General features: G+C 72.6%; 18 protein-coding genes, 1 tRNA gene and 1 pseudogene. 8 read left to right on the forward strand and 12 right to left on the reverse strand.

All coding sequences use genetic code 11. The annotated features are described in order from the left end of the window. Positions 1 to 94, forward strand: a pseudogene (locus ABT095_RS33315) (MarR family transcriptional regulator); the annotation flags it as partial. Positions 95 to 130: 36 nt separating this feature from the next. Here the strand turns inward: ABT095_RS33315 and ABT095_RS33320 are convergent. The 9 genes from ABT095_RS33320 to ABT095_RS33360 all read right to left on the reverse strand — a co-directional run bounded on the left by ABT095_RS33320 (position 131) and on the right by ABT095_RS33360 (position 9246). Then, positions 131 to 2869 carry a hypothetical protein gene (locus tag ABT095_RS33320; RefSeq protein WP_350533298.1) on the reverse strand — a complete coding sequence of 913 codons (2739 nt, stop codon included), beginning with the start codon at positions 2867 to 2869 and terminating at the stop codon, positions 131 to 133. A 153-nt stretch (positions 2870 to 3022) separates the two neighbouring features. After that, positions 3023 to 3096, reverse strand: a tRNA-Ala gene (locus tag ABT095_RS33325). A gap of 69 nt (positions 3097 to 3165) precedes the next feature. Continuing rightward, positions 3166 to 4164 (reverse strand): divisome protein SepX/GlpR, encoded by a 999-nt coding sequence (sepX, locus tag ABT095_RS33330; RefSeq protein ID WP_350533299.1) that lies wholly within the window; start codon positions 4162 to 4164, stop codon positions 3166 to 3168. 150 nt (positions 4165 to 4314) lie between these two features. Beyond that, positions 4315 to 4941: a GNAT family N-acetyltransferase gene (locus ABT095_RS33335; protein WP_350533339.1), complete on the reverse strand. Its 627-nt coding sequence runs from the start codon at positions 4939 to 4941 to the stop codon at positions 4315 to 4317. Continuing rightward, a complete protein-coding gene (locus ABT095_RS33340; RefSeq protein WP_350533300.1) occupies positions 4938 to 5435 on the reverse strand; it encodes a MogA/MoaB family molybdenum cofactor biosynthesis protein in 498 nt (165 codons plus the stop codon). The genes ABT095_RS33335 and ABT095_RS33340 overlap by 4 nt, the downstream gene beginning before the upstream one ends. Next, entirely contained in the window at positions 5432 to 5881 is a 450-nt protein-coding gene (moaC, locus tag ABT095_RS33345; protein WP_350533340.1) for a cyclic pyranopterin monophosphate synthase MoaC, read from the reverse strand. Before moaC ends, ABT095_RS33340 begins: the two co-directional genes overlap by 4 nt. A gap of 116 nt (positions 5882 to 5997) precedes the next feature. Continuing rightward, on the reverse strand, positions 5998 to 7314 hold the full coding sequence (gene glp, locus ABT095_RS33350) for a molybdotransferase-like divisome protein Glp (protein WP_350533301.1): 1317 nt from the start codon (positions 7312 to 7314) through the stop codon (positions 5998 to 6000). Between the two features lie 25 nt (positions 7315 to 7339). After that, complete coding sequence (galU, locus tag ABT095_RS33355) at positions 7340 to 8260, reverse strand: UTP--glucose-1-phosphate uridylyltransferase GalU (protein ID WP_350533302.1); 921 nt, start codon at positions 8258 to 8260, stop codon at positions 7340 to 7342. A gap of 95 nt (positions 8261 to 8355) precedes the next feature. Further along, on the reverse strand, positions 8356 to 9246 hold the full coding sequence (locus ABT095_RS33360; RefSeq protein ID WP_350533303.1) for a GGDEF domain-containing protein: 891 nt from the start codon (positions 9244 to 9246) through the stop codon (positions 8356 to 8358). Positions 9247 to 9326: 80 nt separating this feature from the next. On the opposite strand from ABT095_RS33360, the gene ABT095_RS33365 reads away from it, so the two are divergent. Next, the gene (locus tag ABT095_RS33365) at positions 9327 to 9920 is read left to right on the forward strand and encodes a 5-formyltetrahydrofolate cyclo-ligase (RefSeq protein ID WP_350533304.1); all 594 of its coding nucleotides are present in this window, start codon (positions 9327 to 9329) and stop codon (positions 9918 to 9920) included. Here ABT095_RS33365 and ABT095_RS33370 read toward each other — a convergent pair. After that, the gene (locus ABT095_RS33370) at positions 9910 to 12618 is read right to left on the reverse strand and encodes a penicillin acylase family protein (protein WP_350533305.1); all 2709 of its coding nucleotides are present in this window, start codon (positions 12616 to 12618) and stop codon (positions 9910 to 9912) included. The genes ABT095_RS33365 and ABT095_RS33370 overlap by 11 nt on opposite strands. 169 nt (positions 12619 to 12787) lie before the next feature. Between ABT095_RS33370 and ABT095_RS33375 the strand changes: the two genes are divergently transcribed. From ABT095_RS33375 to mscL, 5 genes are all read left to right on the forward strand, one after another. Beyond that, a complete protein-coding gene (locus ABT095_RS33375; protein WP_350533306.1) occupies positions 12788 to 14296 on the forward strand; it encodes a potassium/proton antiporter in 1509 nt (502 codons plus the stop codon). A gap of 333 nt (positions 14297 to 14629) precedes the next feature. Continuing rightward, positions 14630 to 15928, forward strand: a complete 1299-nt coding sequence (locus tag ABT095_RS33380; RefSeq protein WP_350533307.1) for an MFS transporter — start codon at positions 14630 to 14632, stop codon at positions 15926 to 15928. 135 nt (positions 15929 to 16063) lie between these two features. Further along, a complete protein-coding gene (locus ABT095_RS33385) occupies positions 16064 to 16378 on the forward strand; it encodes an FmdB family zinc ribbon protein (protein ID WP_350533308.1) in 315 nt (104 codons plus the stop codon). A 205-nt stretch (positions 16379 to 16583) separates the two neighbouring features. Then, positions 16584 to 16982, forward strand: a complete 399-nt coding sequence (locus ABT095_RS33390) for a hypothetical protein (RefSeq protein ID WP_350533309.1) — start codon at positions 16584 to 16586, stop codon at positions 16980 to 16982. A 30-nt stretch (positions 16983 to 17012) separates the two neighbouring features. Beyond that, the gene (gene mscL / locus ABT095_RS33395) at positions 17013 to 17429 is read left to right on the forward strand and encodes a large conductance mechanosensitive channel protein MscL (RefSeq protein ID WP_350533310.1); all 417 of its coding nucleotides are present in this window, start codon (positions 17013 to 17015) and stop codon (positions 17427 to 17429) included. A gap of 76 nt (positions 17430 to 17505) precedes the next feature. Here the strand turns inward: mscL and ABT095_RS33400 are convergent, their stop codons facing one another. Continuing rightward, on the reverse strand, positions 17506 to 17709 hold the full coding sequence (locus ABT095_RS33400; protein WP_350533311.1) for a hypothetical protein: 204 nt from the start codon (positions 17707 to 17709) through the stop codon (positions 17506 to 17508). 131 nt (positions 17710 to 17840) lie between these two features. Beyond that, entirely contained in the window at positions 17841 to 18812 is a 972-nt protein-coding gene (locus ABT095_RS33405) for a sigma-70 family RNA polymerase sigma factor (RefSeq protein ID WP_502885112.1), read from the reverse strand. A gap of 403 nt (positions 18813 to 19215) precedes the next feature. On the opposite strand from ABT095_RS33405, the gene ABT095_RS33410 reads away from it, so the two are divergent. Next, the gene (locus ABT095_RS33410; protein ID WP_350533312.1) at positions 19216 to 20037 is read left to right on the forward strand and encodes a phosphatase PAP2 family protein; all 822 of its coding nucleotides are present in this window, start codon (positions 19216 to 19218) and stop codon (positions 20035 to 20037) included. The last annotated feature ends 210 nt before the right edge of the window (positions 20038 to 20247 follow it).

Below are 20247 nucleotides of genomic sequence, written 5' to 3' on the forward strand. Positions count from 1 at the left end.
GTGGACCAAGCGGTGGGGCGGTGTGCCCTCGATGGGCGCGATCACCTCCGTGATGCGGGCCCACCAGATCCTGCTCTCCCGGGTGGACGCCGTGGCTCTCCTCCCGACGGCCGCCGCCGGACGACCGGGCTCAGACCGTGTAGAACCCGAAGATGTCGACGATCAGGTCGACGGTGCCGCCGCTGGTGTTCCAGAAGTCGACGATGCCGTCGGGGCCGGGCGCCGCCTGGACCAGGTTCGGAACGATGTCGCCCTGCTTCCAGTTCAGGGTGGAGACCAGCGGCCGGTTCGGCCAGTACGGGTTCTTGGCCTGGTACTGGACGAGCTGGTTCGGGTCCGGCGAGACGGTGAGGTAGCCGGGCGCGACGGTGTTGGCGACGGTGGTGTTCAGCGCGAACGCGGTGTCACCCGGGTCACCGAGCTTGGAGTAGATGTAGTAGCCGTTGCTGTTGTACAGCGGGCCCTTGCCCCAGGTCCGGGTGTCCAGCCAGCGGAACGGGTTCAGCGGCACGTAGGAGCTGACCCCGGTCGGGCTGTAGTAGCCGACCACGTCCACCACGACCTGGGCCGAGCCCCAGCTGCCGTTGTAGATCCTGATCTTCCCGTCCGCGCCGACCGGGACGATCACCGCGTTGGCGACGGTCTGGTCACCGGTGAAGTTCAGGTTGGAGGCGGTCGGGCGGTCGGTGCCGTCGGGGTAGGCCGTCAGGTAGCCGCCGCCCTGCGGGCCCGTCACGGTGACGTTCAGCGCCACGGCGGTGATGCCGGTGGCGGGCAGCCCGCCGACGCCGTTGCCGGCGATCTGCACGGTGAACGAGCCGCCACCGGGCACCGCGCCCTTGGCCGTGCCGGTGCCGTAGCGGGTGTCCGCCAGGCGACCCGGGGCGGTGGCGGTGTAGCCGCTGGAGAACGAGCGGGTGAAGTAGCCGGTGATGTCGGCGACCAGGTTCACCGCGCCCCGGCTGCCGTTGAAGAGCTCCACCTCGCCGTTCTGGCCGATCGGAGTGATCGTCAGGTTCGGCACCGTCCGGCCGGGGGTGAAGTTGACGTTCGAGGTGCCCGGCCTGGCCTTGCCGGCCGGGAAGGCGGTGACGAAGCCGCCCTGCTCGGGGTCGGTCACGGTGACGTTCAGCACGGCCGCGACGGCGTCGGCGGGCACTCCCCCCTGGCCGGCCACCTTGAGCCGCACGCTGGAGGCCGACGCCACCTTGGCGAGCGGGGCCCCGGTGCCGTTGCGGGTGTCGAGCAGCCGGGTCGGGCCGAACGGGGTGTAGTGGGAGCCGGCGGTGGCGATGTCCACCGAGTTGGTCACCAGGTCGCCCGTCCAGTTGGGGGTGACCGTGATGGTGATCGTGTAGTTGCCCGGGTGCGCGTAGGTGTGCAGGTCCTTCCAGCCGACCTGCGGGCTGAGCCCGCCGACCGTCCGCTGCCCGTCGCCCCACTCCAGGGTGTAGCCCGCGCTCTCCGCCTTGCGCGAGGTCAGCGTGGAGGTGACCTCGACCTCGGTGGCGCCCAGGTTCTTGACGGCGAGTGCGACCGCCAGGCCCGGGTCGGTGCTCAGGTACTCCACCGCGCCCCGGCTGGTGCGCGGCTTGTTGCCGTAGAAGTCGACGGCCAGCTGGCCCGGCGCCGTCGGGTCGGCGGTGCCGATCGCGGTCGAGCCCTTCTGCAGCGCCAAGTCCTGGCCGCCGTAGCCGCGGACCATGGTCGAGCCGGGCTTCACCGTGTCCAGGGTGTCGTGCGCGCCCTGGCCGGTGGCGGCCTTGAAGTCGGCCAGGGTCGGGTAGGCCGTGCCGCCGAAGCCGTACGGCACGGTGTTGTTGCCGGGCGGGAAGTAGAAGGTGTTGGTGTCGGTGGTGGTGCCCGCCACCGCGTCGGCGGCGACCCGGACACTCGGGTCCCAGGAGTAGCCCTTGGCCACGCAGTCGGTCTTGTAGCCGCCGTTGGAGTTGGTGGCCGGGTTGGAGTCCACGAACAGGTTGTTGCGGACACTGACCCCGGTGGACGCGCCGTCCAGGTCCAGGGCCGGGCTGCACCCGCGCTGCACGCTGTTACCCGTGAGGGTCAGGCCCTGCACGCCGGTGGCGACCACGCTGCCGTTGGCCAGCACGTCGGTGGCCAGGGTCACCCGGCTCGCCCCGGCGGCGATCCGGACCACGGCCTTGCCCTGGGTCCAGCGGCCGGTCCGGGCGTAGGCCCGACTGACCGTCACATCGCTGGAGCCGCCGTCGATCGTGATGGCGTCGTCCAGCCAGGCGGCGGCGACACCGCCGTCCATGGTGATCCGGGCCGAGTTGAGCACCCGCAGCGCCGGGGCACCGTCGGACTGCAGTGCGAGGTTTCGCAGCGTCACGTCCGAGACGCCGTCGAGCGTCAGCGCGGGCTTGCCGGCCTGGGCGTCGAGGGCGGGGATGCCGGTGTTGTCGGCGGCGGCCACGGTGATGCCCGAGGTGCGGATCGTCACCGACTCCGGGAAGTAGTTCGCCTGGATCTGCACGGTGTCGCCGGCCTTCGCCGCGTCCACCCCGTGCTGGACGGTGCAGAACGGCGCGTTCGCCTCGCCCGTCCCGGTGTCGGTCTGGCACTCCCTCGGCAGGACGTAGACCGTCCGGCCGGTGGCGGCCACCGCGTGGCTCCTCGCCCCGGTCGTCGGGGAGGCCGCCGAGGAGGCCTGCGGTGCGCGGCGGGAGTTCTTGGCCGGGCTCTCGAAGGTGTCCAGCGCGGCCGAGCGCGCGGCCGCCAGGGCGGCGGAGCCGGCCTGGCCCTGGGCGGCGGTGGGACCGCGGTCGGCCGCGTGGCCGACGGCGGGTATCAGTGCGAGGCCGGCCGTGAACAGGGCGGCCGTCGCGGTGAGGCGGCGGTGGAACACCGACCCTCCAGTCGTGGGAGTGTGCGAACCAGTCTTGCTGTGCCTGCGAACGCAGAGTGCGCCGAAGCCTAGCGTTCAGTTCGGACACCCACCGAACCGGGGGTGGGAACGCCGAAGGCCCCCCTGGTCTCCCAGGAGGGCCTTCGTGTTGGGTGGAGCTGAGGGGATTCGAACCCCTGACCCCCTCGATGCGAACGAGGTGCGCTACCGGACTGCGCCACAGCCCCAACGAGAAGAAACTCTAGCACCTTCCGAGGGTGGTCCGTGACCACCCCCCTGGTGAGGGGGTGGTCACGTCACTCGTTGGCCGCCCGGGGGCGGGTCTCGGCGTGGGCCGGGTCGGCGTACTGGTCGAAGAGGGGGGTGTTGGCGGAGCGGGGGTCGGCGGTGCGGCCGGAGTCCCAGGTGTCGCGGGCGTTCAGGTCCAGGCCCCGGGTGACGCGGGGGGCCACGGGGGCCGTGACGTAGGTGGGGAGCGGCACCGGGACGGGCTCCCAGGAGTCCGGGCCGGGGGCGCTGCGCTCGCGCAGGTCGTCCACCCACTCCTCGTGGTCGGTCGCCTCGGCCAGGGCGGCCGCGGGGGTGCGGCCGGTCTCCTCCGGGTCGGCCGCCAGGCGCAGGTGCGGGCGGGCCGGGCCGGGCGGCGGCACGGCGTCGTGCCGCGGCGCGCTCTCCTGACCCGTCGTCGGGGCGGCCGTGCGGGCCTGCTCGCGGGCGCGCAGCCGCTCCGCCGCCTGGGCCGCCCGGGCGCGGTCGAGCTTGACCTCGTACCGCTGGCGCTCCAGGCGGCGCAGGTGGCCGATGTAGAGGGTCAGCAGGATCGCCGGGCAGGCGGGCACCCAGAGGAAGGCCACCCCGGCCACCGCGGCGACCACGGCCCCGGCCGCGAAGGCCAGGAAGAGGGTGGTGACCATCCGGCGGCGGCGCGCCAGGAGGCGGGCCCGCCGCTCCCGGTGCGCGGCGGCGGAGGCGGCCGACTCGGCGTCAGCGGGGTACGCCTGGACCGGTTCGGGGTCCGCCTCGGCGGCCGCCGAGGCGTCCGGGCTCGCCAGAGCGTCGGCCGGGCCCTCCTCGGGCTCCTCGGCACGCTCGGTCCGGTCGTCGGTCTGGTCGCCCAGGGCCCTGGTGACCCGCCGCTCCATGGCCGATCGGCCGGCCAGCAGGCGGATCGCGGTACTGAAGCGTTCCGTCGGACGCGCCTCGTTGAGCTCGTCCTGCCTGCGGAGCCACATCGGCACCAGATAGGCAGCCCAGGCCCCTACGATGACTGCGTAGATAAGGCCGCTACTGCTCACGTTTCACACGGTACGGGCGTCGGGGAAGGCCTGACAGCAATTTGGCACGGCGTGTCGGGCGATCAAGCTGATTCTCCGACTATTTTGCCGGTATTTGTGACCACTCGGGGCACCGGCGATGCCATATCGATATCTTATTCGAACAGATATTCAATTTCCGTTCGGGCCACGCGAACTGACCGCCCGCCAGCGGTCCAGCAGGCTCCGCGGAGCCTCCTCGACCGTCATCGCGTAGACCAGGTGATCCCGCCAGTCGCCGTCGATGTGCAGATATCGGGGCCGCATTCCCTCCTCGCGGAAGCCGAGCTTCTCGACCACCCGCCGGCTCGGCACGTTCTCCGGCCGGATGCACACCTCGATCCGGTGCAGACCGAGCACCCCGAAACAGTGGTCGACGCAGAGCGCCACCGCCGTCGGCATGATTCCCCGGCCGGCCACCTCCTCGTCCACCCAGTAGCCGATGTTGGCCGAGCACATCGAGCCCCAGGTGATCCCGCCGACGGTGAGCTGGCCCACCAGCCGGCCCTGGTACTGGAGCACGAACGGCAGGATCCGCCCGGCCGCCGCCTCCGCCCGCAGGTAGCGGGTCATCTGGCGGAAGGTCGGCCGGGCGCCCGCCTCGCGGCCGGGCTGGGCGGGCGGCACGGTAGCCTCCCAACGCCGCAGCCACTCGCGGTTGCGGCGGCTGACCTCCTGCCAGTCCCGCTGGTCACGGGCCCGGATCGGGCGCAGGGCGATGTCGCCCTCCCGCAGCTCGACCTGCCAGCCGGTGTTCAGCTCGGGCTCCCCTCGACCGGCGGCCGGGGGTGGTCGCCGCCCCCGAGCTGGTCGACGGCGTGGGCGAGCAGCGGCTCCAGGACGGCCAGCCCGTCCTTCACCCCACCGGTGGAGCCGGGCAGGTTGACGATCAGGGTCCGCCCGGCCAGGCCCGCCAGGCCCCGGGAGAGCGCCGAGGTGGGCACCTTCTCGCGGCCGTACGCCCGGATCGACTCGGCGATGCCGGGCACCTGACGGTCGATCACCCGCAGGGTCATCTCGGGCGTGAGGTCCATCGGCGAGATCCCGGTGCCGCCGGTGGTGAGCACCACGTCGTACCCGGCGGCCACGGCGGCCCGCAGCGCGGCCTCCACCGGCTCGCCGTCCGGCACCAGCTGGGGGCCGTCCACCGCGAAGCCCATCGCGCGCAGGCCCTCGACCAGCAGCGGCCCGCCCTTGTCGGCGTAGACCCCGGCCGAGGCCCGGTTGGAGACGGTGACGGCGAGGGCCCTCACGACTGGCCCCGCTGAACGGCGTCCCGCTGCCAGTCGCCGCTCTTGCCGCCGGTCTTGGTGAGCACCCGGACGTCCTCGATCGCGGCCGCCTTGTCCACCGCCTTGACCATGTCGATCACGGTCAGCCCGGCCACCGCGACGGCGGTCAGCGCCTCCATCTCGACGCCGGTGCGGTCGGCCGTCTTCACCGTGGCGGTGATCTCCACCGCGTCGTCGGTGACCGCCAGGTCCACCTTGACGCCCGAGATGGCGATCGGGTGGCAGAGCGGGATCAGCTCGGGCGTCTTCTTGGCGCCCATGATCCCGGCGATCCGGGCCACGGCGAGGGCGTCGCCCTTGGGCACGCCCTCGCCGCGCAGCAGTTCGATCACCTTGGGGGCGACCCGCACCCGCCCGGCGGCCACCGCCGTGCGGACGGTGGTGGCCTTCTCGGATACGTCGACCATCCGGGCGGCGCCGGTCTCGTCGACGTGGGTGAGCCGGTCGCCGGGGTCAGTTGCGGTCACGGGGTCTCTCCAAAGCAGGGGTGCGAATACCGCGCTACCGTACCGCTCCCCACCGGTCAGGCCGTGAGAAGGACCACATCCACGGCGGAGTCGGCCGCCAGCGACGTGACGTCCTCGGGCACCACGATCAGGCAGTCCGCCTTCGCCAGCGCCCCGACCAGGTGCGAACCCTCGCCGCCGACCGGGTGCACCACGCCGTCCGCGTACCGGCCGCGCAGGAACTGCCGCCGCCCCGCCGGGGAGCGCAGCTCGACCGGGCACAGCGCCCGGACCACCGGTCGGTGCACGTCGGGGGCGCCCAGCATGGTGCGGATCACCGGGCGGACGAACAGCTCGAAGGAGATGTACGCGCTCACCGGGTTGCCCGGCAGCGCGAGCAGCGGCACCCCGCCGATCCGCCCGAAGCCCTGCGGCTTGCCGGGCTGCATCCGCAGCCGGCGGAAGTCCACTCCCCCGTACGACTCGCCCCCCTCGATTTGCTGGAGGGCCTCCTTGACCACGTCGTACGCCCCGACGCTGACCCCGCCGCTGGTGACGATCAGGTCGGCCCGGCCGAGCTGGTCCTCCAGCACGGCTCGCAGCACCGAGGCGTCGTCCGGCACCCCGCCGACGCGGTAGGCGATGGCCCCCGCGTCCCGGGCGGCGGCGGTGAGGGTGAAGCTGTTGGAGTCGGAGATCTGCCCGGGGCCGATCGGCTCGCCGGGCTGGACCAGCTCGCTGCCGGTGGAGAGCACCACCACGCGGGGGCGGGGGCGGACCTTGACGGCGCCCCGGCCGATCGCGGCCAGCAGGCCGAGCTGGGCCGGGCCGAGCACGGTGCCGGCCTCGAGCACCTCGGCCCCGGCGGTGATGTCGCTGCCCCGGCGGCGGATGTGCGCGCCCTCGGCGACCGGGCGCAGCACCCGGACCTCCTCGCCCGCCACGGGCGCGGTCATACTGTCGGCGGCCAGGCCGCTGCCGGTGCCGCCGTCGGTCCACTCGACCGGGGCGACGGCCTCGGCGCCGGGGGGCACCGGGGCGCCGGTCATGATCCGGGCCGCCTGGCCCGGGCCCACCTTGGGCAGCTCGCCCGCCCCGGCGGCGATGTCGCCGACCACGGTGAGCACCGAGGGGTACTGCCCGTCGGCGCCCTGGGTGTCGGCGGTGCGGACGGCGTACCCGTCCATCGAGCTGTTGTCGAACGGCGGCAGGTCGCCGGCGGCGACCACGTCCTCGTCCAGGCGGCAGCCCTGGGCGTCCAGCAGCTGGAGCTCGATGGCGGGCAGCGGCCCGACGGTGGCGAGCACGTCCGCGAGGTGCTCGTCCACCGTCCACAGGCGCGGGGCCGGGCCCGCCCCGTCCTCGCAGCAGCTGCTCTGGGTAGGCCCGGTCATCGCCTCACGCTCACTTCTCTAGAGGTCAGCCCTGCATCTCGGAGGCGACGAACTCGGTGAGCCAGGACCGGAAGTCCGGGCCGAGGTCGTCGCGCTCGCAGGCGAGACGGACGATAGCGCGAAGGTAGTCCGCGCGGTCGCCCGTGTCATAACGGCGGCCCTTGAAGAGCACACCGTGCACCGGCCCGCCGGCCGTCTCGTCCCGGCCGGCCAGCTCGCGCAGGGCGTCGGTCAGCTGGATCTCGCCGCCCCGGCCGGGCTTGGTGTCGCGCAGCACGTCGAAGACGGCCGGGTCCAGGATGTAGCGGCCGATGACGGCGTAGTTGGAGGGCGCGTCGGCCGTGTCGGGCTTCTCGACCAGGTCGGTGATCCGGAAGACGTCCTCGCCGAAGCCGTTGGGCTTGACGGCGGCGCAGCCGTAGAGGTGGATCTGGGAGGGGTCGACCTCCATGAGCGCGACGACCGAGCCGCCGAGCTCCTGCTGGACCTCGATCATGCGGGAGAGCAGCGGGTCACGCGGGTCGATCAGGTCGTCACCGAGCAGGACGGCGAACGGCTGGCCGGCCACGTGCTGCTCGGCCACCGAGACGGCGTGGCCGAGGCCCTTCGGGTCGCCCTGGCGGACGTAGTGCATGTTGGCCAGCTGGACCGACTCCTGGACCCGGCGCAGCTTGTCCTGGTCACCCTTGCGGGCGAGCAGCTCCTCGAGCTCGTAGGCGCGGTCGAAGTGGTCCTCCAGCGCGCGCTTGTTGCGGCCGGTGACCATCAGTATGTCGGACAGGCCGGCGGCGGCGGCCTCCTCGACGACGTACTGGATGGCCGGCTTGTCGACGACCGGCAGCATCTCCTTCGGAGTCGCCTTGGTCGCCGGGAGGAAGCGGGTACCGAGCCCGGCGGCGGGCACCACGGCCTTGGTGACGGGGATGCGGGCGTTCGTCTGCGTCATGCGGAGACCTTACTCATGCTCGGTACCGGGAACTGAGAACGGGGTGAACGGAGGGCAAATCCCAGCCGCTCAGGAGACTCCGTCACGCACCACGGTCACTTCGAAAGGGGTGTGGGACGCTCCGGAGGGCTGTGGGCCCCTCCGGCACAGAGCGACAGATTACCGGGGATTTCGGGCGTCTTTGCCACCTCGCCCCCCGGTCCTTCGCGTCCGTCCTGGTCAGGCCCCGCACCGGCCGCCAAGGTGAGCGAACAGCCCGGCTCCGCGGCCCGCCAGCCGTCGCCCCCGGCGGCTCGGGCCAGGCCCAGCGCCTGGTCCGCCGCGCGCAGCAGCAGGGCGGTGTGCGCCTCGCCGCCGGGCAGCGGCGCCGTCCCGGCCAGGGTGGCGATGCCGACGGCGGCGCTCAGGCCGTTGCCCGCCGCCGGGTGGTGCGGCTGGCGGCCGATCGGCGACCAGTCGAGCAGCGGGTGCCGCCGGACCGTCCAGCACAGCCGCTCCGCCACGTGCACCGCGCCCGCGAGGTCGGTGTCGGGCAGCACCACCAGGAACTCCTCGCCGCCGTAGCGGGCCAGGGTGTCGGTGCGGCGGATCTCCACGTTCAACCGCTGGGCCAAGTCCCGCAGGACGGCGCCGGCCCGGCCCCGGCCGTGCTCGGCCACCACGGCCTCGAAGCCGGCGATCTCCAGCATCAGCAGCGCCAGCGGGGGCTCCTCCCCCGGCTCGGCCCGGCGGGCCCGCTCGACCTCCCGCTCCAGTGTCAGCTGCAGGTGCCGGTGGTTCCACACCCCGGTGAGCGGGTCGCAGGAGGCGGTGCGCCGCAGCTCCTCGGCCTCGGCCTCCAGCTCGGCCAGCCGCTCCCGCAGCCCGGCCTCCCGCTGCTCGGCGGCCGCCGCCGAGCGCCGCCCGCGCAGCCCGCCGCGGACGGCGGCCGCCAGCGCCGGGGCACTGAGCACGGCCAACGCCTGGACCAGGAGCTGGCTGGACATCCGGGGCCTTCCACGTGTCAGGCTCAGGCCGTCACCTCGCAGACCGGCGACCGTGACCTGGGCGTACTGAGGAGCATCCGATGCATGACTATCCGGTGCACAACGAGAAGGCCGAGCTGAGGTCACGCCTGCTCGGCCGGCGCCGGGAACTTTCGCCCGAATGGCGCAAAACCGCCGCCGAGGCGCTGGCCGGGCACGCCGTCCGGCTGGCCGAGCCGGGCACGACGGTGGCCGCGTACGTCTCGGTCGGTGGCGAGCCGGGCACCCGGCCGCTGCTCGAGGCGCTGCGCGAGCGCGGCGTGCGGGTGCTGCTGCCGGTGCTGCTGCCCGACAACGACCTGGACTGGGCCGCCTACGAAGGCCCCGAACGGCTCGCCCCGGCCGGGCGCGGCCTGCTGGAGCCGGTCGGGCCCCGGCTCGGGCCGGAGGCGGTCTGCGCGGCCGCGCTGGTGCTGCTGCCGGGCCTCGCGGTGGACCACCGCGGCCTGCGGCTGGGCCGTGGCGGCGGCTCCTACGACCGCGTGCTGGCCCGCCTGGACCGGGCGGGGGCCACCCCGCTCCTGGTGACCCTGCTCTGGGCGCACGAGTTCCTGCCCGAGGTGCCCGCCGAGGAGCACGACCGCCCGGTGGGGGCGGTCGTGACCCCGGAGGGCGTCACTCTGATCAGGGCGTGAGCGTCAGGGTGTTCTTGGTCGCCGCGTCGACCTTGGCCGAGGACCAGGCCCAGGGGAGCAGGTCCCCCCGGGCCCACAGGGCCGTCTGGTCGTTGTAGTTGTCGTGGAAGGCGTGGCCGGAGGCTCCGCCGACGTTGATCCAGTGCGAGGCGTCGAAGTCGCTCAGGTCGACCACCATCCGCATCGACGGCACCCAGTCGACCTCGTACCCGGCGGCGGCGTTCCACCCGGAGGCGTCCACGGCCGCCGAGCCGCCCGAGAGCTGGTACGGGCCGCGGTTGAGCAGCTTGTGCACCAGGCCGGAGGCGATCGAGGAATCGTCGGTGCCCAGCGTCGGCTCCTTGAGCGTCAGCGTGTGCAGGCGGCCCCAGCTCCAGGTGGAGATGGACTTGCCGAGCCGGGAGGTCAGGTCCTGGCGGGCGTTCTTCATCGCCTCGGCGAGCAGGTTGTCCATGCCCTTCTGCGGGCGGTGCTCCGAGTCGATGTAGCTCCACCACGGGCTCTGCGGCTGGCCGAGCATGCCGCGCACGACCTCCATCCAGCGGTCCCCGCCGTCCGGCTGGGCCTTGGCGGCCGCCCGGGTGCCGCACTCGGTCACGGTGGTGGTGCCGTTGACCGCGTCGGCCGGGAGGTTGTTGTCGTGCTTCTGCCGCAGCTGGCAGTCGCCCTTGGCCCGCAGGTCGGCCGGGAACTTCTGGCCGAAGGCGAGGATCAGCAGCTGGCGCCAGACGCCGTTGTAGTACGCGGCGGCCGCCGAGGAGGCGTCCTGGTGGTAGTTCCAGTCCTTCAGCAGGTCCTGCGCCTCGCGGACGTACGGGTCGGTGATGTTGACCTTGAGCAGCTGCGGCACCAGGGTCTGCGCCAGCACGCTGGTGTTGTCCGACTGCATCTGCTGCATGTCGTCCGGGGAGATCCGGCCGCCGTTCTTGAGCTTGCTCTTGATCTGGTCGGTGATCTCCTTGGCCCGGGTGCCGTACTCCCAGTCGTTGGTGAGCAGGTACTTGTAGTCCGGGCCGACCACGGCCTGGTTGGCGGTGACGATGTAGCCGTCGGCCGGGTTGTAGCTGTAGGGCAGCGACTTGAAGGAGACGTAGTCCGGCTTCCAGTCGTAGGCCGAGTCCCAGCCCGGGGCCGGGTAGCGGCCGTCGCCCTTGCCGCGGACCGGCACCAGGCCGGGCGCCTGGTAGCCGATGTTGCCCTTGGTGTCGGCGTAGATCAGGTTCTGCGCGGGGACGGCGAAATCCTCGGCAGCCTTCTGGAAGTCGCCCCAGTTGGCCGCCCGGTCCAGCTTGAAGACGGCGTCCATGGTCCTGGTGGGCTTCAGCGCCGTCCACTCCAGTGCCACGCCGTACCCGGCGGCGCGGTCGGGGCCGCTGCCGACCGGGGCGTACTTGCCGAGGTCCTGCTGCTCGTTGCTCTGGTCCGAGATCAGCGGACCGTGGTTGGTGGTGCGCACCGTGATGGTCCGGTCATCGCCGCCGGCGACCTTGATGGTCTCCTTGCGGGTCTCGAACTTCCGGTCCTGGCCGTCCACCAGGTAGGTGTCCGGGCTGGTGACCTTCTCCAGGTAGAGGTCGGTCACGTCGGCGCCGAGGTTGGTGAAGCCCCAGGAGATGTTCTGGTTGTGGCCGATCACCACGCCGGGCATCCCCGCGAAGGTGAAGCCCGCCGTGTCGTACCCGCAGGCCGGGCCGGTCTTCCGGCAGTGCAGGCCCATCTGGTACCAGACCGAGGGCATCTCGGGGCCCAGGTGCGGGTCGTTGGCCAGCAGCGGCTTGTGGGTGGTGGTGTGCTGGCCGGAGACCACCCAGGAGTTGGAGCCGATGCCCTGGCCCTGCGGGCCGAGCAGCTGCGGCATGGTGGCCATCCGGTCCGAGATGCCCTGCAGCAGCGCCTGGGTGGTGGCCCGGCCCTGCGCGGCGGCGGCGCTCGGCGCGGTGGAGCCGTCGGCGGGCTGGTAGCTGCCGTCGGCGGCGACCTTGCCGGTCTTCACGATGGTGCCGTTGCGGGTGTACGGGTAGTCCGGGTAGAGCTGGGCGATCTGGTCGGAGTTGAAACTCTGCGACAGCAGCGAGCGGTCGATCTCCTCCTGCAGGTTGCCCGACAGGCTCCAGGCCATCGCCTTGAGCCAGGCCACCGAGTCCACCGGATCCCACTTCTCCGGCTTGTACGAGCCGTTGACGGCGCCGAGCATCGCGTACTCCACCGAGGCGGAGGCACCGCCGGGGTGCTCGGCGAGCCAGGCATTCACGCCGTCCGAGTAGGCCTGCAGGTACTTCTTGGTGTCGGGGGCGAGCACGCTGTCGTACTCCTGCTGCGCGACCCGGCGCCAGCCCATGGTGCGCAGGAAGGAGTCGGTCTCGACCTGGCCGGAGCCGAACATCTCGGAGAGCCGGCCGGCCGTGATGTGCCGCCGGACGTCCATCTCCCAGAACCGGTCCTGCGCCTGCACGTAGCCCTGGGCCCGGAACAGGTCCTCGGGCGTGTCGGCGTACAGCTGGGGGATGCCGTTGGCGTCCCGCTTGACGTCCACCACGGCGGTCATCCCGGCGACCTGCACACTGCCCGACACCTCGGGGTACGAGGAGCGGACGGTGTTCACGGCCCAGTACCCGCCGCCGGCCACCGCGGCGACCAGCAGGACGGCCAGCACGATCACGAACAGACGGGCGCGCCGGAACTTCTTCGAGCGGGGCATCTGGTGGGTCCTTGGCTGGGTCGACGGCCGTGACAGGTCACCACATTAGGGCGACTCGGGTGGCGGGCATGCACGGGGGAGGCTCCGGCGCATAAGCCGGTGATAAAAGAACAGGTAAAATGTTAGACTGGGTAACGACACTTGTCGCCCCACTTGCCCGCCGCCCTTCATGACGACGAGGTGCCACTGCGTGACTGTCGACCACCTGAACCGCTTCCTGCTCGAGTTCTCCGTGATCATGCTGGTCGCGGTGGTCGCCGTGCGCTTCGCGACCCGATCAGGGCTGCCCAGTCTCCTCATCTACCTGGGGATCGGCGTCGCGCTCGGCCAGAACGGCCTGGGCATCACCTTCGACAACGCCTCGCTCACCCAGGTGCTCGGGTACGCCGCCCTGGTCGTGATCCTGGCCGAGGGCGGGCTCAAGACCAGCTTCAAGGCGATACGGCCGGTGATCCCGGCGGCGAGCGTGCTGGCCACCTTCGGGGTCGCGGTCAGCGTCTTCGTCACCGCCGCCGGGGCGCACTGGCTGGCCGGCTTCGACTGGCGGACTTCGCTGCTGCTCGGCGCGATCGTCTCCTCCACCGACGCCGCCGCCGTCTTCTCGGTGCTGCGCACCGTGCCGCTGCCGCCCCGGCTGACCGGGCTCCTGGAGGCCGAGTCCGGCTTCAACGACGCCCCCGTGGTGATCCTGGTGGTCGCCTTCGCCACCACCGGGCCGCTGGACTCCTGGTACGTGCTGGTCGGCACGATCTTCGCCGAGCTGGCCGTCGGCCTGGCCGTGGGCTACGTGGTGGGCCGCCTGGGCGCCTACGCGGTGAAGCGGGTCGCACTGCCCTCCTCGGGCCTCTACCCGATCGCCGTGATGGCGCTCGCCGTCCTCGCCTACGCGGGCGGCGCGCTGCTGCACGGCTCCGGCTTCCTCGCCGTCTACATCGCCTCGGTGATCCTCGGCAACGCCAAGCTGCCGCACGGCCCGGCCGTCCGGGGCTTCGCCGACGGGCTGGCCTGGATCGGGCAGATCGGCATGTTCGTGGTGCTCGGCCTGCTCTGCAACCCCGACACCATGGGCTCGGCCATCGTGCCCGGCCTGGTCATCGGCGCCGTGCTGGTCTTCGTCGCCCGGCCCGCCTCGGTGCTGGTCACCATGACCCCGTTCCGGCTGCCCTGGGGCGAGCAGGGCCTGCTCAGCTGGGCCGGGCTGCGCGGCGCGGTGCCCATCGTGCTGGCCACCATCCCGCTGGTGGCGGACGTGCCGCAGGCCCAGGAGGTCTTCAACATCGTCTTCATCCTGGTCGTGGTCTTCACCCTGCTGCAGGGCCCGACCCTGCCGCTGGTGGCCAGGTGGCTGCGGATCGGCGAGGGCTCGATCGGGCAGGACCTCGGCATCGAGTCCGCCCCGCTCGAGCGGCTGCACGGCCAGCTGCTCTCGGTCTCGCTCGCGGCCGGCTCGAAGATGGCCGGCGTGGAGATCAGCGAGCTGCGGCTGCCCGCCGGGGCCGCCGTGACCCTGGTGGTGCGCGACGGCAGCAGCTTCGTACCGGACAAGGCCACCGTGCTGCGGGCCGGCGACGAGCTGCTCGTGGTCACCACCGAGGAGGTCAGCGAGGCGGCCGAGCGGCGGCTGCGCGCCGTGGACAAGGGCGGCAAGCTGGCGGGCTGGCTGCACGGGCGGTCGTAGGGCCCTGCGGGTGGTCGTGGGTTCTGCGGGTGGTCACCGTTGGTTCTCCGCCAGCTACGCGGGTAGCTGATTCGGTTCATGTGCGTCGCGCGACGTTCACCTTGCGTTCCTAGGCGGGATTGGGTGTTCCGCGCTAGCATGGTGATACAAGCTTCTGTACCTACCTGAACACCCGCTACATCTGTCTGATGCAGAGTTGGCGCGACCGCTCGGCGGCTGAGGTCCCGTTCCGGACCCGGTATCACCCCGGTCGACGCGCGAGAGGACGACTCTCGGCGCCGTCGGGGCCACCCACACCCCGTCCGCGCTACCAGGCAGCAGGAAGGACCGACCGTGACGGCCCCCGCCCCGGTCGAAACCCCCGCCCCCACCCGTGTCGGCTACGGTGCCCTGCTCCGCACCCCCGGCGCCTGGACGTTCCTGGTCCCCGCCTTCGCCGCCCGCCTGCCCTACGCCATGCTGAGCCTGGGCATCGTGCTGCTGGTCTTCGACACCCACGGCTCCTACGGCACCGCCGGTGCGGTCGCCGCGGTCTCCGCCGTCGCCCAGGCCTTCGTCGGCCCGCAGACCGGCCGGCTGGCCGACCGGTACGGCCAGGCCGCCGTACTGCTGCCGAGCGTCGCCGTGCACGCCCTGTCGGTCGGCGCGCTGATCGCGCTGGCGCTCGGGCACGCCCCGGTCTGGACGCTCTTCCTGGCCGCCGCCCCCGCCGGGGCGAGCGTGCCGCAGATCGGCGCGATGGTGCGGGCCCGCTGGGTGGCCAAGCTGTCGAGTGATTCCCCGCAGAAGCTGAACACCGCCTTCGCCTTCGAGTCCGTCACCGACGAGTTCACCTTCGTCGTCGGCCCGGTGCTCGCCACCGCGATCGCCACCACCGTCACCCCGGCCGCCGGCCTGATCGGCGAGGCCGCGCTGACCGTGCTCGGCGGCCTGGCCTTCGCGGCCCAGCGCCGCACCGCCCCCGCCCAGCACCCTCGGACGGCCGGCGCCGAGCGCGTCTCGGCGCTCTCCTCCCCGGGCGTGCGCCTGCTCGCGGGCTCCTTCCTCGGGGTCGGCACCGTCTTCGGCGCCATGCAGGTCTCCGTCACCGCCTTCGCGGAGGCGGTCGGCCAGCCGGGCGTGAGCGGCACCGTCTACGGCATCTTCGCGGGCGGCTCCATGCTGGCCGGCGTGCTGTACGGAATGGTCGCCTGGCGGCGCTCGGCCCGGCAGCGGATGCTCGGCAGCTACGCGCTCCTGGTGCTCGGCTGCTCGACCCTGTGGGCGATGCCCGACCTGACCGCGCTGGCCGTGGCCGGCCTGGTCTGCGGCCTGGCCATCGCGCCCACCCTGATCACCGGCTACACGCTGGTCGAGTCGCTGGTCGCCGACGGCGCCAAGACCGAGGCGTTCACCTGGCTGACCGGTGCGATCGGCCTCGGCCTGGCGGCCGGCTCCACCGTCGCCGGGCAGCTGATCGACGGGCACGGCGCCTGGGCCGGCTTCCTGGTCCCGATCGCCGGGGCCGGGCTCGGCCTGGCCGCGCTGATCTCGCTGCGGCACCTGCTGACGCCGCCCGCCAAGGCCGGCCGCACGGTGGCCCGGGGCGGGGCCGCCCAGGGCGCCCAGCTGGTGGGTGCCGCCAAGGGGTGAATCGCTCGGCCCGGCGCCGGGCGGGGGTATCTCACACCTGGGGCGCTGGACTCCGGGTGGCGGAATGCCGCATCATTGACCGTCGTTAGCACTCATCAGGCGAGAGTGCCAGGGGGAAGTGCAGGAGGAAGACAAGTGCCCACGTACCAGTACCAGTGCACCGAGTGTGGCAACGGCCTGGAGGCGGTGCAGAAGTTCACCGACGACGCGCTGACCACCTGCCCGGACTGCCAGGGGAAGCTCCGCAAGGTCTTCTCGGCCGTGGGCGTGGTCTTCAAGGGCTCGGGCTTCTACCGCACCGACAGCCGGTCCTCCTCGACCAGCTCGGTGAGCGCCTCCTCGGGCTCGTCCGGCTCCTCCGGCTCCTCCTCGGCCGCTTCGGCGCCCGCCGCCCCGGCCCCCGCTCCGGCGGCCTCCTCGAGCAGCACGGGCACCAGCTCCGCGAGCTGAGCACAGGCTTCACAGGGCCCGGCACCTTCTCGGTGCCGGGCCCTGTTGCGTGCTGTTTCACCCCTGCGGGTGACATGCGTTGTCCACAGCCCCGGGGTTATCCACAGGCTGGGGGTATTTCTGCCGGACCGGGGGCCTTCGGCGCACCCTGGTCCCGCGGGCCCGGCCGGGCCCGTGCCGGCCGACCGGAGGCGGTGCCCCAGCCATGACCAGCACTACGCAGTTCGGAGAGCGTCCCCCGCAGCAGCGGGCCCGGGCGGTGGCCCCCGATCCGGAGCCGGCCGTCCCACCCCGGCGGGCGGTGCCCGACTTCGCGCCGATCCGGCGCGGTGCGGGCGGGCGGCACCGACTGCAGCAGGCCGTCCGGCACCGACCGGGCGTGGTGGTGGCCGGGCTGCTGGCCGCCTCCACCTCGCTGACCGCCGGGCCCCTGCGGCACGGCCCGCTGCCACCGCTGCGGGCCTCCCCGGCGGCCGCCACGGCTGCCGTCACCCCCGCGCCCACAGCCCCGGAGGCCGGGTTCGCCCCTGGCGCCGCCCTGCTGCCGGGGGCGGGGAGCGGCCAGTCCGAGGCGTCAACCAGACGCCGTCGGATTCACCCGTGACCACTCCCGTGGTTCGTCGTTCAGCGCGGCATGAAGGGCTTCAAGGAATTCCTGCTCCGCGGCAATGTCATCGACCTCGCCGTCGCCGTCGTCATCGGCGCGGCCTTCACCAACATCGTCAACGCCTTCGTGAAGGGCGTCATCGACCCCATCGTCGGCCTCTTCGGAAGCGAGGACCTGGCCTCGTACTCGTCCTGCCTCAAGGGCCCCTGCGCCATGGACGAGACCGGCCACGTCACTTCCGGCGTCTACATCCTGTGGGGCTCGGTGCTGAGCGCGGCCCTGCAGTTCCTGATCACCGCCGCCGTCGTCTACTTCGCCCTGATCGTCCCCATGAAGCACTACATGGCCAACCGCAAGACCGTCGAGGAGGTCGCCGCCGAGGCGGAGGCCCAGGAGGTCGTGCTGCTCACCGAGATCCGCGACGCGCTGGTCCGGCAGGGCTGAGAGCCCGGCTCCCGCCCCCCGCCCGCCGTCCCTGCCCCCGTTCCCGCTTCTGTCCGCCGTCCCCGTCCCGGCCGCCTCACTCCCCGTGGTGCGGCGGCCGCTGGCTCAGGTACCAGTCCAGCCCCCGGCCGCCGGCGGCCGTGCCCTGGCCCTCGCCCCAGCCCCGGTCGGTGTCGTCACCGCTCTGCCGGTCCAGCGGGTCGCCGAAGACCAGCGCGGCCTTCTTCCGGGCCTGCTCGCCCTGGTCGGCCTGCTGCGCCGGTTCGTCCCGCTCGTTCATCCGTCCCGCTCCCACGTCCGTCCTGCTCCGACCCTCCCAGGGTAGGCGGCCCTCTCCCGCCGCCGGGAAACGGCGAGGAGCCCCGGCCAACCGCCAGGGCTCCCACCACTCCCGCTCGCCCCGCGCACCGGTCAGGCCGCCTCGAAGCCCGAGTGGTCCGCGATCTTCTTCAGCTCCGCCAGGGCGTGCTTCTCGATCTGCCGGATCCGCTCCCGAGTCAGCCCGTGCTGCTTGCCGACCTCGGTGAGCGTCCGCTCGCGGCCGTCCTCCATCCCGTAGCGGGAGCGGATGATCGAGGCCGTCCGGTCGTCCAGGCGGCCGATCAGGTCGTCCAGCTCCTCACGGCGCAGCATCACCAGCACGGCGTCCTCCGGGGAGGTCGCTCCGGTGTCCTCCACCAGGTCACCGAACTGGGTCTCGCCCTCGTCGTCCACCGACATGTTCAGGCTGACCGGGTCACGCGCCCAGTCCAGCACGTCCTTGACCCGCTGCTCGGTGGTGTCGAGCTCGGCCGCCACCTCGGCCGGATCCGGCTCCCGCCCCAGCTCCTTGGCCTTCTCCCGCTGCACCCGGCGGATCCGGCCCAGCTCCTCCACCAGGTGGACGGGCAGCCGGATGGTGCGCGACTGGTCGGCGATCGAGCGGGTGATCGCCTGCCTGATCCACCATGTCGCGTAGGTGGAGAACTTGAAGCCCTTCGCGTAGTCGAACTTCTCGACCGCGCGCACCAGGCCGGCGTTGCCCTCCTGGATGAGGTCGAGCAGGGGCAGCCCGCTGCGCGGGTACCGCCGGGCGACCGCAACCACCAGCCGGAGATTGGAGCGGATGAAGACGTCCTTGGCGCGCTCGGCGTCCTCGGCTATCGCCTCCAGCTCCTCACGCTGCGCCCCCTCGGGCAGGGGGCCCTCGTCCAGCAGGTGCTGGGCGTAGACACCGGCCTCGATACGCAGCGAAAGTTCGACCTCCTCGGCGGCGTCGAGCAGGGGTGTCCTGGCGATCTCGTCGAGGTACATGCCGACGAGGTCGCGGTCGGCCTCGTAGTTGGTCGGGCGGGCCGAGCGAGTCCGGTCGGCCCTGTCGCGAACGACGGCACGAGTGGCCATGCTTGCTCCCTTACAGCTGGTGCCGGTCGGCTGAACTTCCGCCCCTGCCCGCCGGCTGGTTGTCGCCCCCTCGCACCGGGCCGCAGCTCGGCCGGGGCCGGCCTCGGCCAGCCGGGGCATGACTTGTGCGGGCCTCCCGGAGGCTCACACGTAACGAATCAACGCATAGAAAACGGACAACATTCCCAACTGGGCCGGATTCGTCGACCGATGCAGTATCCTGCGGCACTTATCCCCCGCTTAACGACCCTAGGTGACCGGCCGATGACCTGGAGTGTCACCACCTGCGTACGCAAAGGACATGGGAGCGACACCACCCGTCCGCACGCCCTCCGCACAAAAGCCGCCAAATCGATATGCCTCCGGCACTGGTTCCCGCACTCCCCCTGGGAAGGTGTCAGCCATGCACCTGTCCACCAACGGCCCCCGCACCGACCCCGGCCCCGCACCGGGCGCCGAGTCGGCGTTGACCGTGCGCCGCAGCACCGTCCGGTACGCCGCCGTGGCCCTCGCCTGCGCCGCCCTGCTCGGCCTGCTGCTCGGCCTGGTGGAGACCAGATGGGGCCCGCTGGCCGGGCTCGACCGCAGCTGGGTGGACGCGCTGCACCGGTTCGCCCGCGGCCACACCGCCTGGACGGCCTCGATGCAGACCCTGACCGACATCGGCGGCCCGCTCACCATGCGGGTGCTGCTCGGGCTGGCGGCCACCTGGCTCTGGGCGATCGGGGCCCGGACGCTGGCCGGCTGGGCCGTCGCCCAGCTGCTCCTCGCCTGGCTGGTGGGCACGGCGGGCAAGGCCCTGGTCGGGCGCTCGCGCCCGTTCTTCATCGACCCGGTCTCGACGGCGCCGGACGCCTCCTTCCCCTCCGGCCACGCGCTCGCCTCGGCCGTGACCTGCGCGGCGCTGGTGCTGCTGGTCTGGCCGCAGGCCAACCGGGCCGGCCGGGTGGCGGCCTGCGTGGCCGCCGGCCTGGCCGTCCTGGCCGTCGGCTGGACCAGGATCGCCCTCGGGGTGCACTGGCCGAGCGACGTGCTGGCCGGCTGGCTCACGGCGGGCCTGGTCGTCGGCGCCGTCACGGTCGCGACCGAGATCTGGCGGCCCGGCGCCCTGGCCCGGGACGCCCGACGGGTCGACTGGCGGACCAGACCACGGGTGCAGCGCGTGCTGGCCGCCGAGGACGACCGGCCGGACGGGGACGAGGACTCGGATTCTGACGGTCGGTGAGAAAGGTCACACCGGCGCGGCGCGACCCTCGATCGAGTGGGAACCCCGGCGGGGCGAGCCGAACGGTACGTACAGATACGAAATAAAAACGTTCTAAATCCGGGCATTAGCCCCATCCTCGGCCGATCGGTGCCGACTCCAGACGGTCCGTCGCGGCCCCGGCCGGGCCGCCGAGATCTCCGGCACACGGCACAGCGCTCCCCAACGAGT

The sequence above is a fragment of the Kitasatospora sp. NPDC002227 genome (assembly GCF_040296285.1).
GTDB lineage: Bacteria > Actinomycetota > Actinomycetes > Streptomycetales > Streptomycetaceae > Kitasatospora.

Coding starts and splice junctions, on each gene's coding strand:
- moaC (WP_350533340.1), bottom strand. CDS start 5,881: ATGGTCGACGTATCCGAGAAGGCCACCACCGTCCGCACGGCGGTGGCC.
- glp (WP_350533301.1), bottom strand. CDS start 7,314: ATGACCGGGCCTACCCAGAGCAGCTGCTGCGAGGACGGGGCGGGCCCG.
- galU (WP_350533302.1), bottom strand. CDS start 8,260: ATGACGCAGACGAACGCCCGCATCCCCGTCACCAAGGCCGTGGTGCCC.
- ABT095_RS33360 (WP_350533303.1), bottom strand. CDS start 9,246: ATGTCCAGCCAGCTCCTGGTCCAGGCGTTGGCCGTGCTCAGTGCCCCG.
- ABT095_RS33365 (WP_350533304.1), top strand. CDS start 9,327: ATGCATGACTATCCGGTGCACAACGAGAAGGCCGAGCTGAGGTCACGC.
- ABT095_RS33370 (WP_350533305.1), bottom strand. CDS start 12,618: ATGCCCCGCTCGAAGAAGTTCCGGCGCGCCCGTCTGTTCGTGATCGTG.
- ABT095_RS33375 (WP_350533306.1), top strand. CDS start 12,788: ATGACGACGAGGTGCCACTGCGTGACTGTCGACCACCTGAACCGCTTC.
- ABT095_RS33390 (WP_350533309.1), top strand. CDS start 16,584: ATGACCAGCACTACGCAGTTCGGAGAGCGTCCCCCGCAGCAGCGGGCC.
- mscL (WP_350533310.1), top strand. CDS start 17,013: ATGAAGGGCTTCAAGGAATTCCTGCTCCGCGGCAATGTCATCGACCTC.
- ABT095_RS33400 (WP_350533311.1), bottom strand. CDS start 17,709: ATGAACGAGCGGGACGAACCGGCGCAGCAGGCCGACCAGGGCGAGCAG.
- ABT095_RS33405 (WP_502885112.1), bottom strand. CDS start 18,812: ATGGCCACTCGTGCCGTCGTTCGCGACAGGGCCGACCGGACTCGCTCG.
- ABT095_RS33410 (WP_350533312.1), top strand. CDS start 19,216: ATGCACCTGTCCACCAACGGCCCCCGCACCGACCCCGGCCCCGCACCG.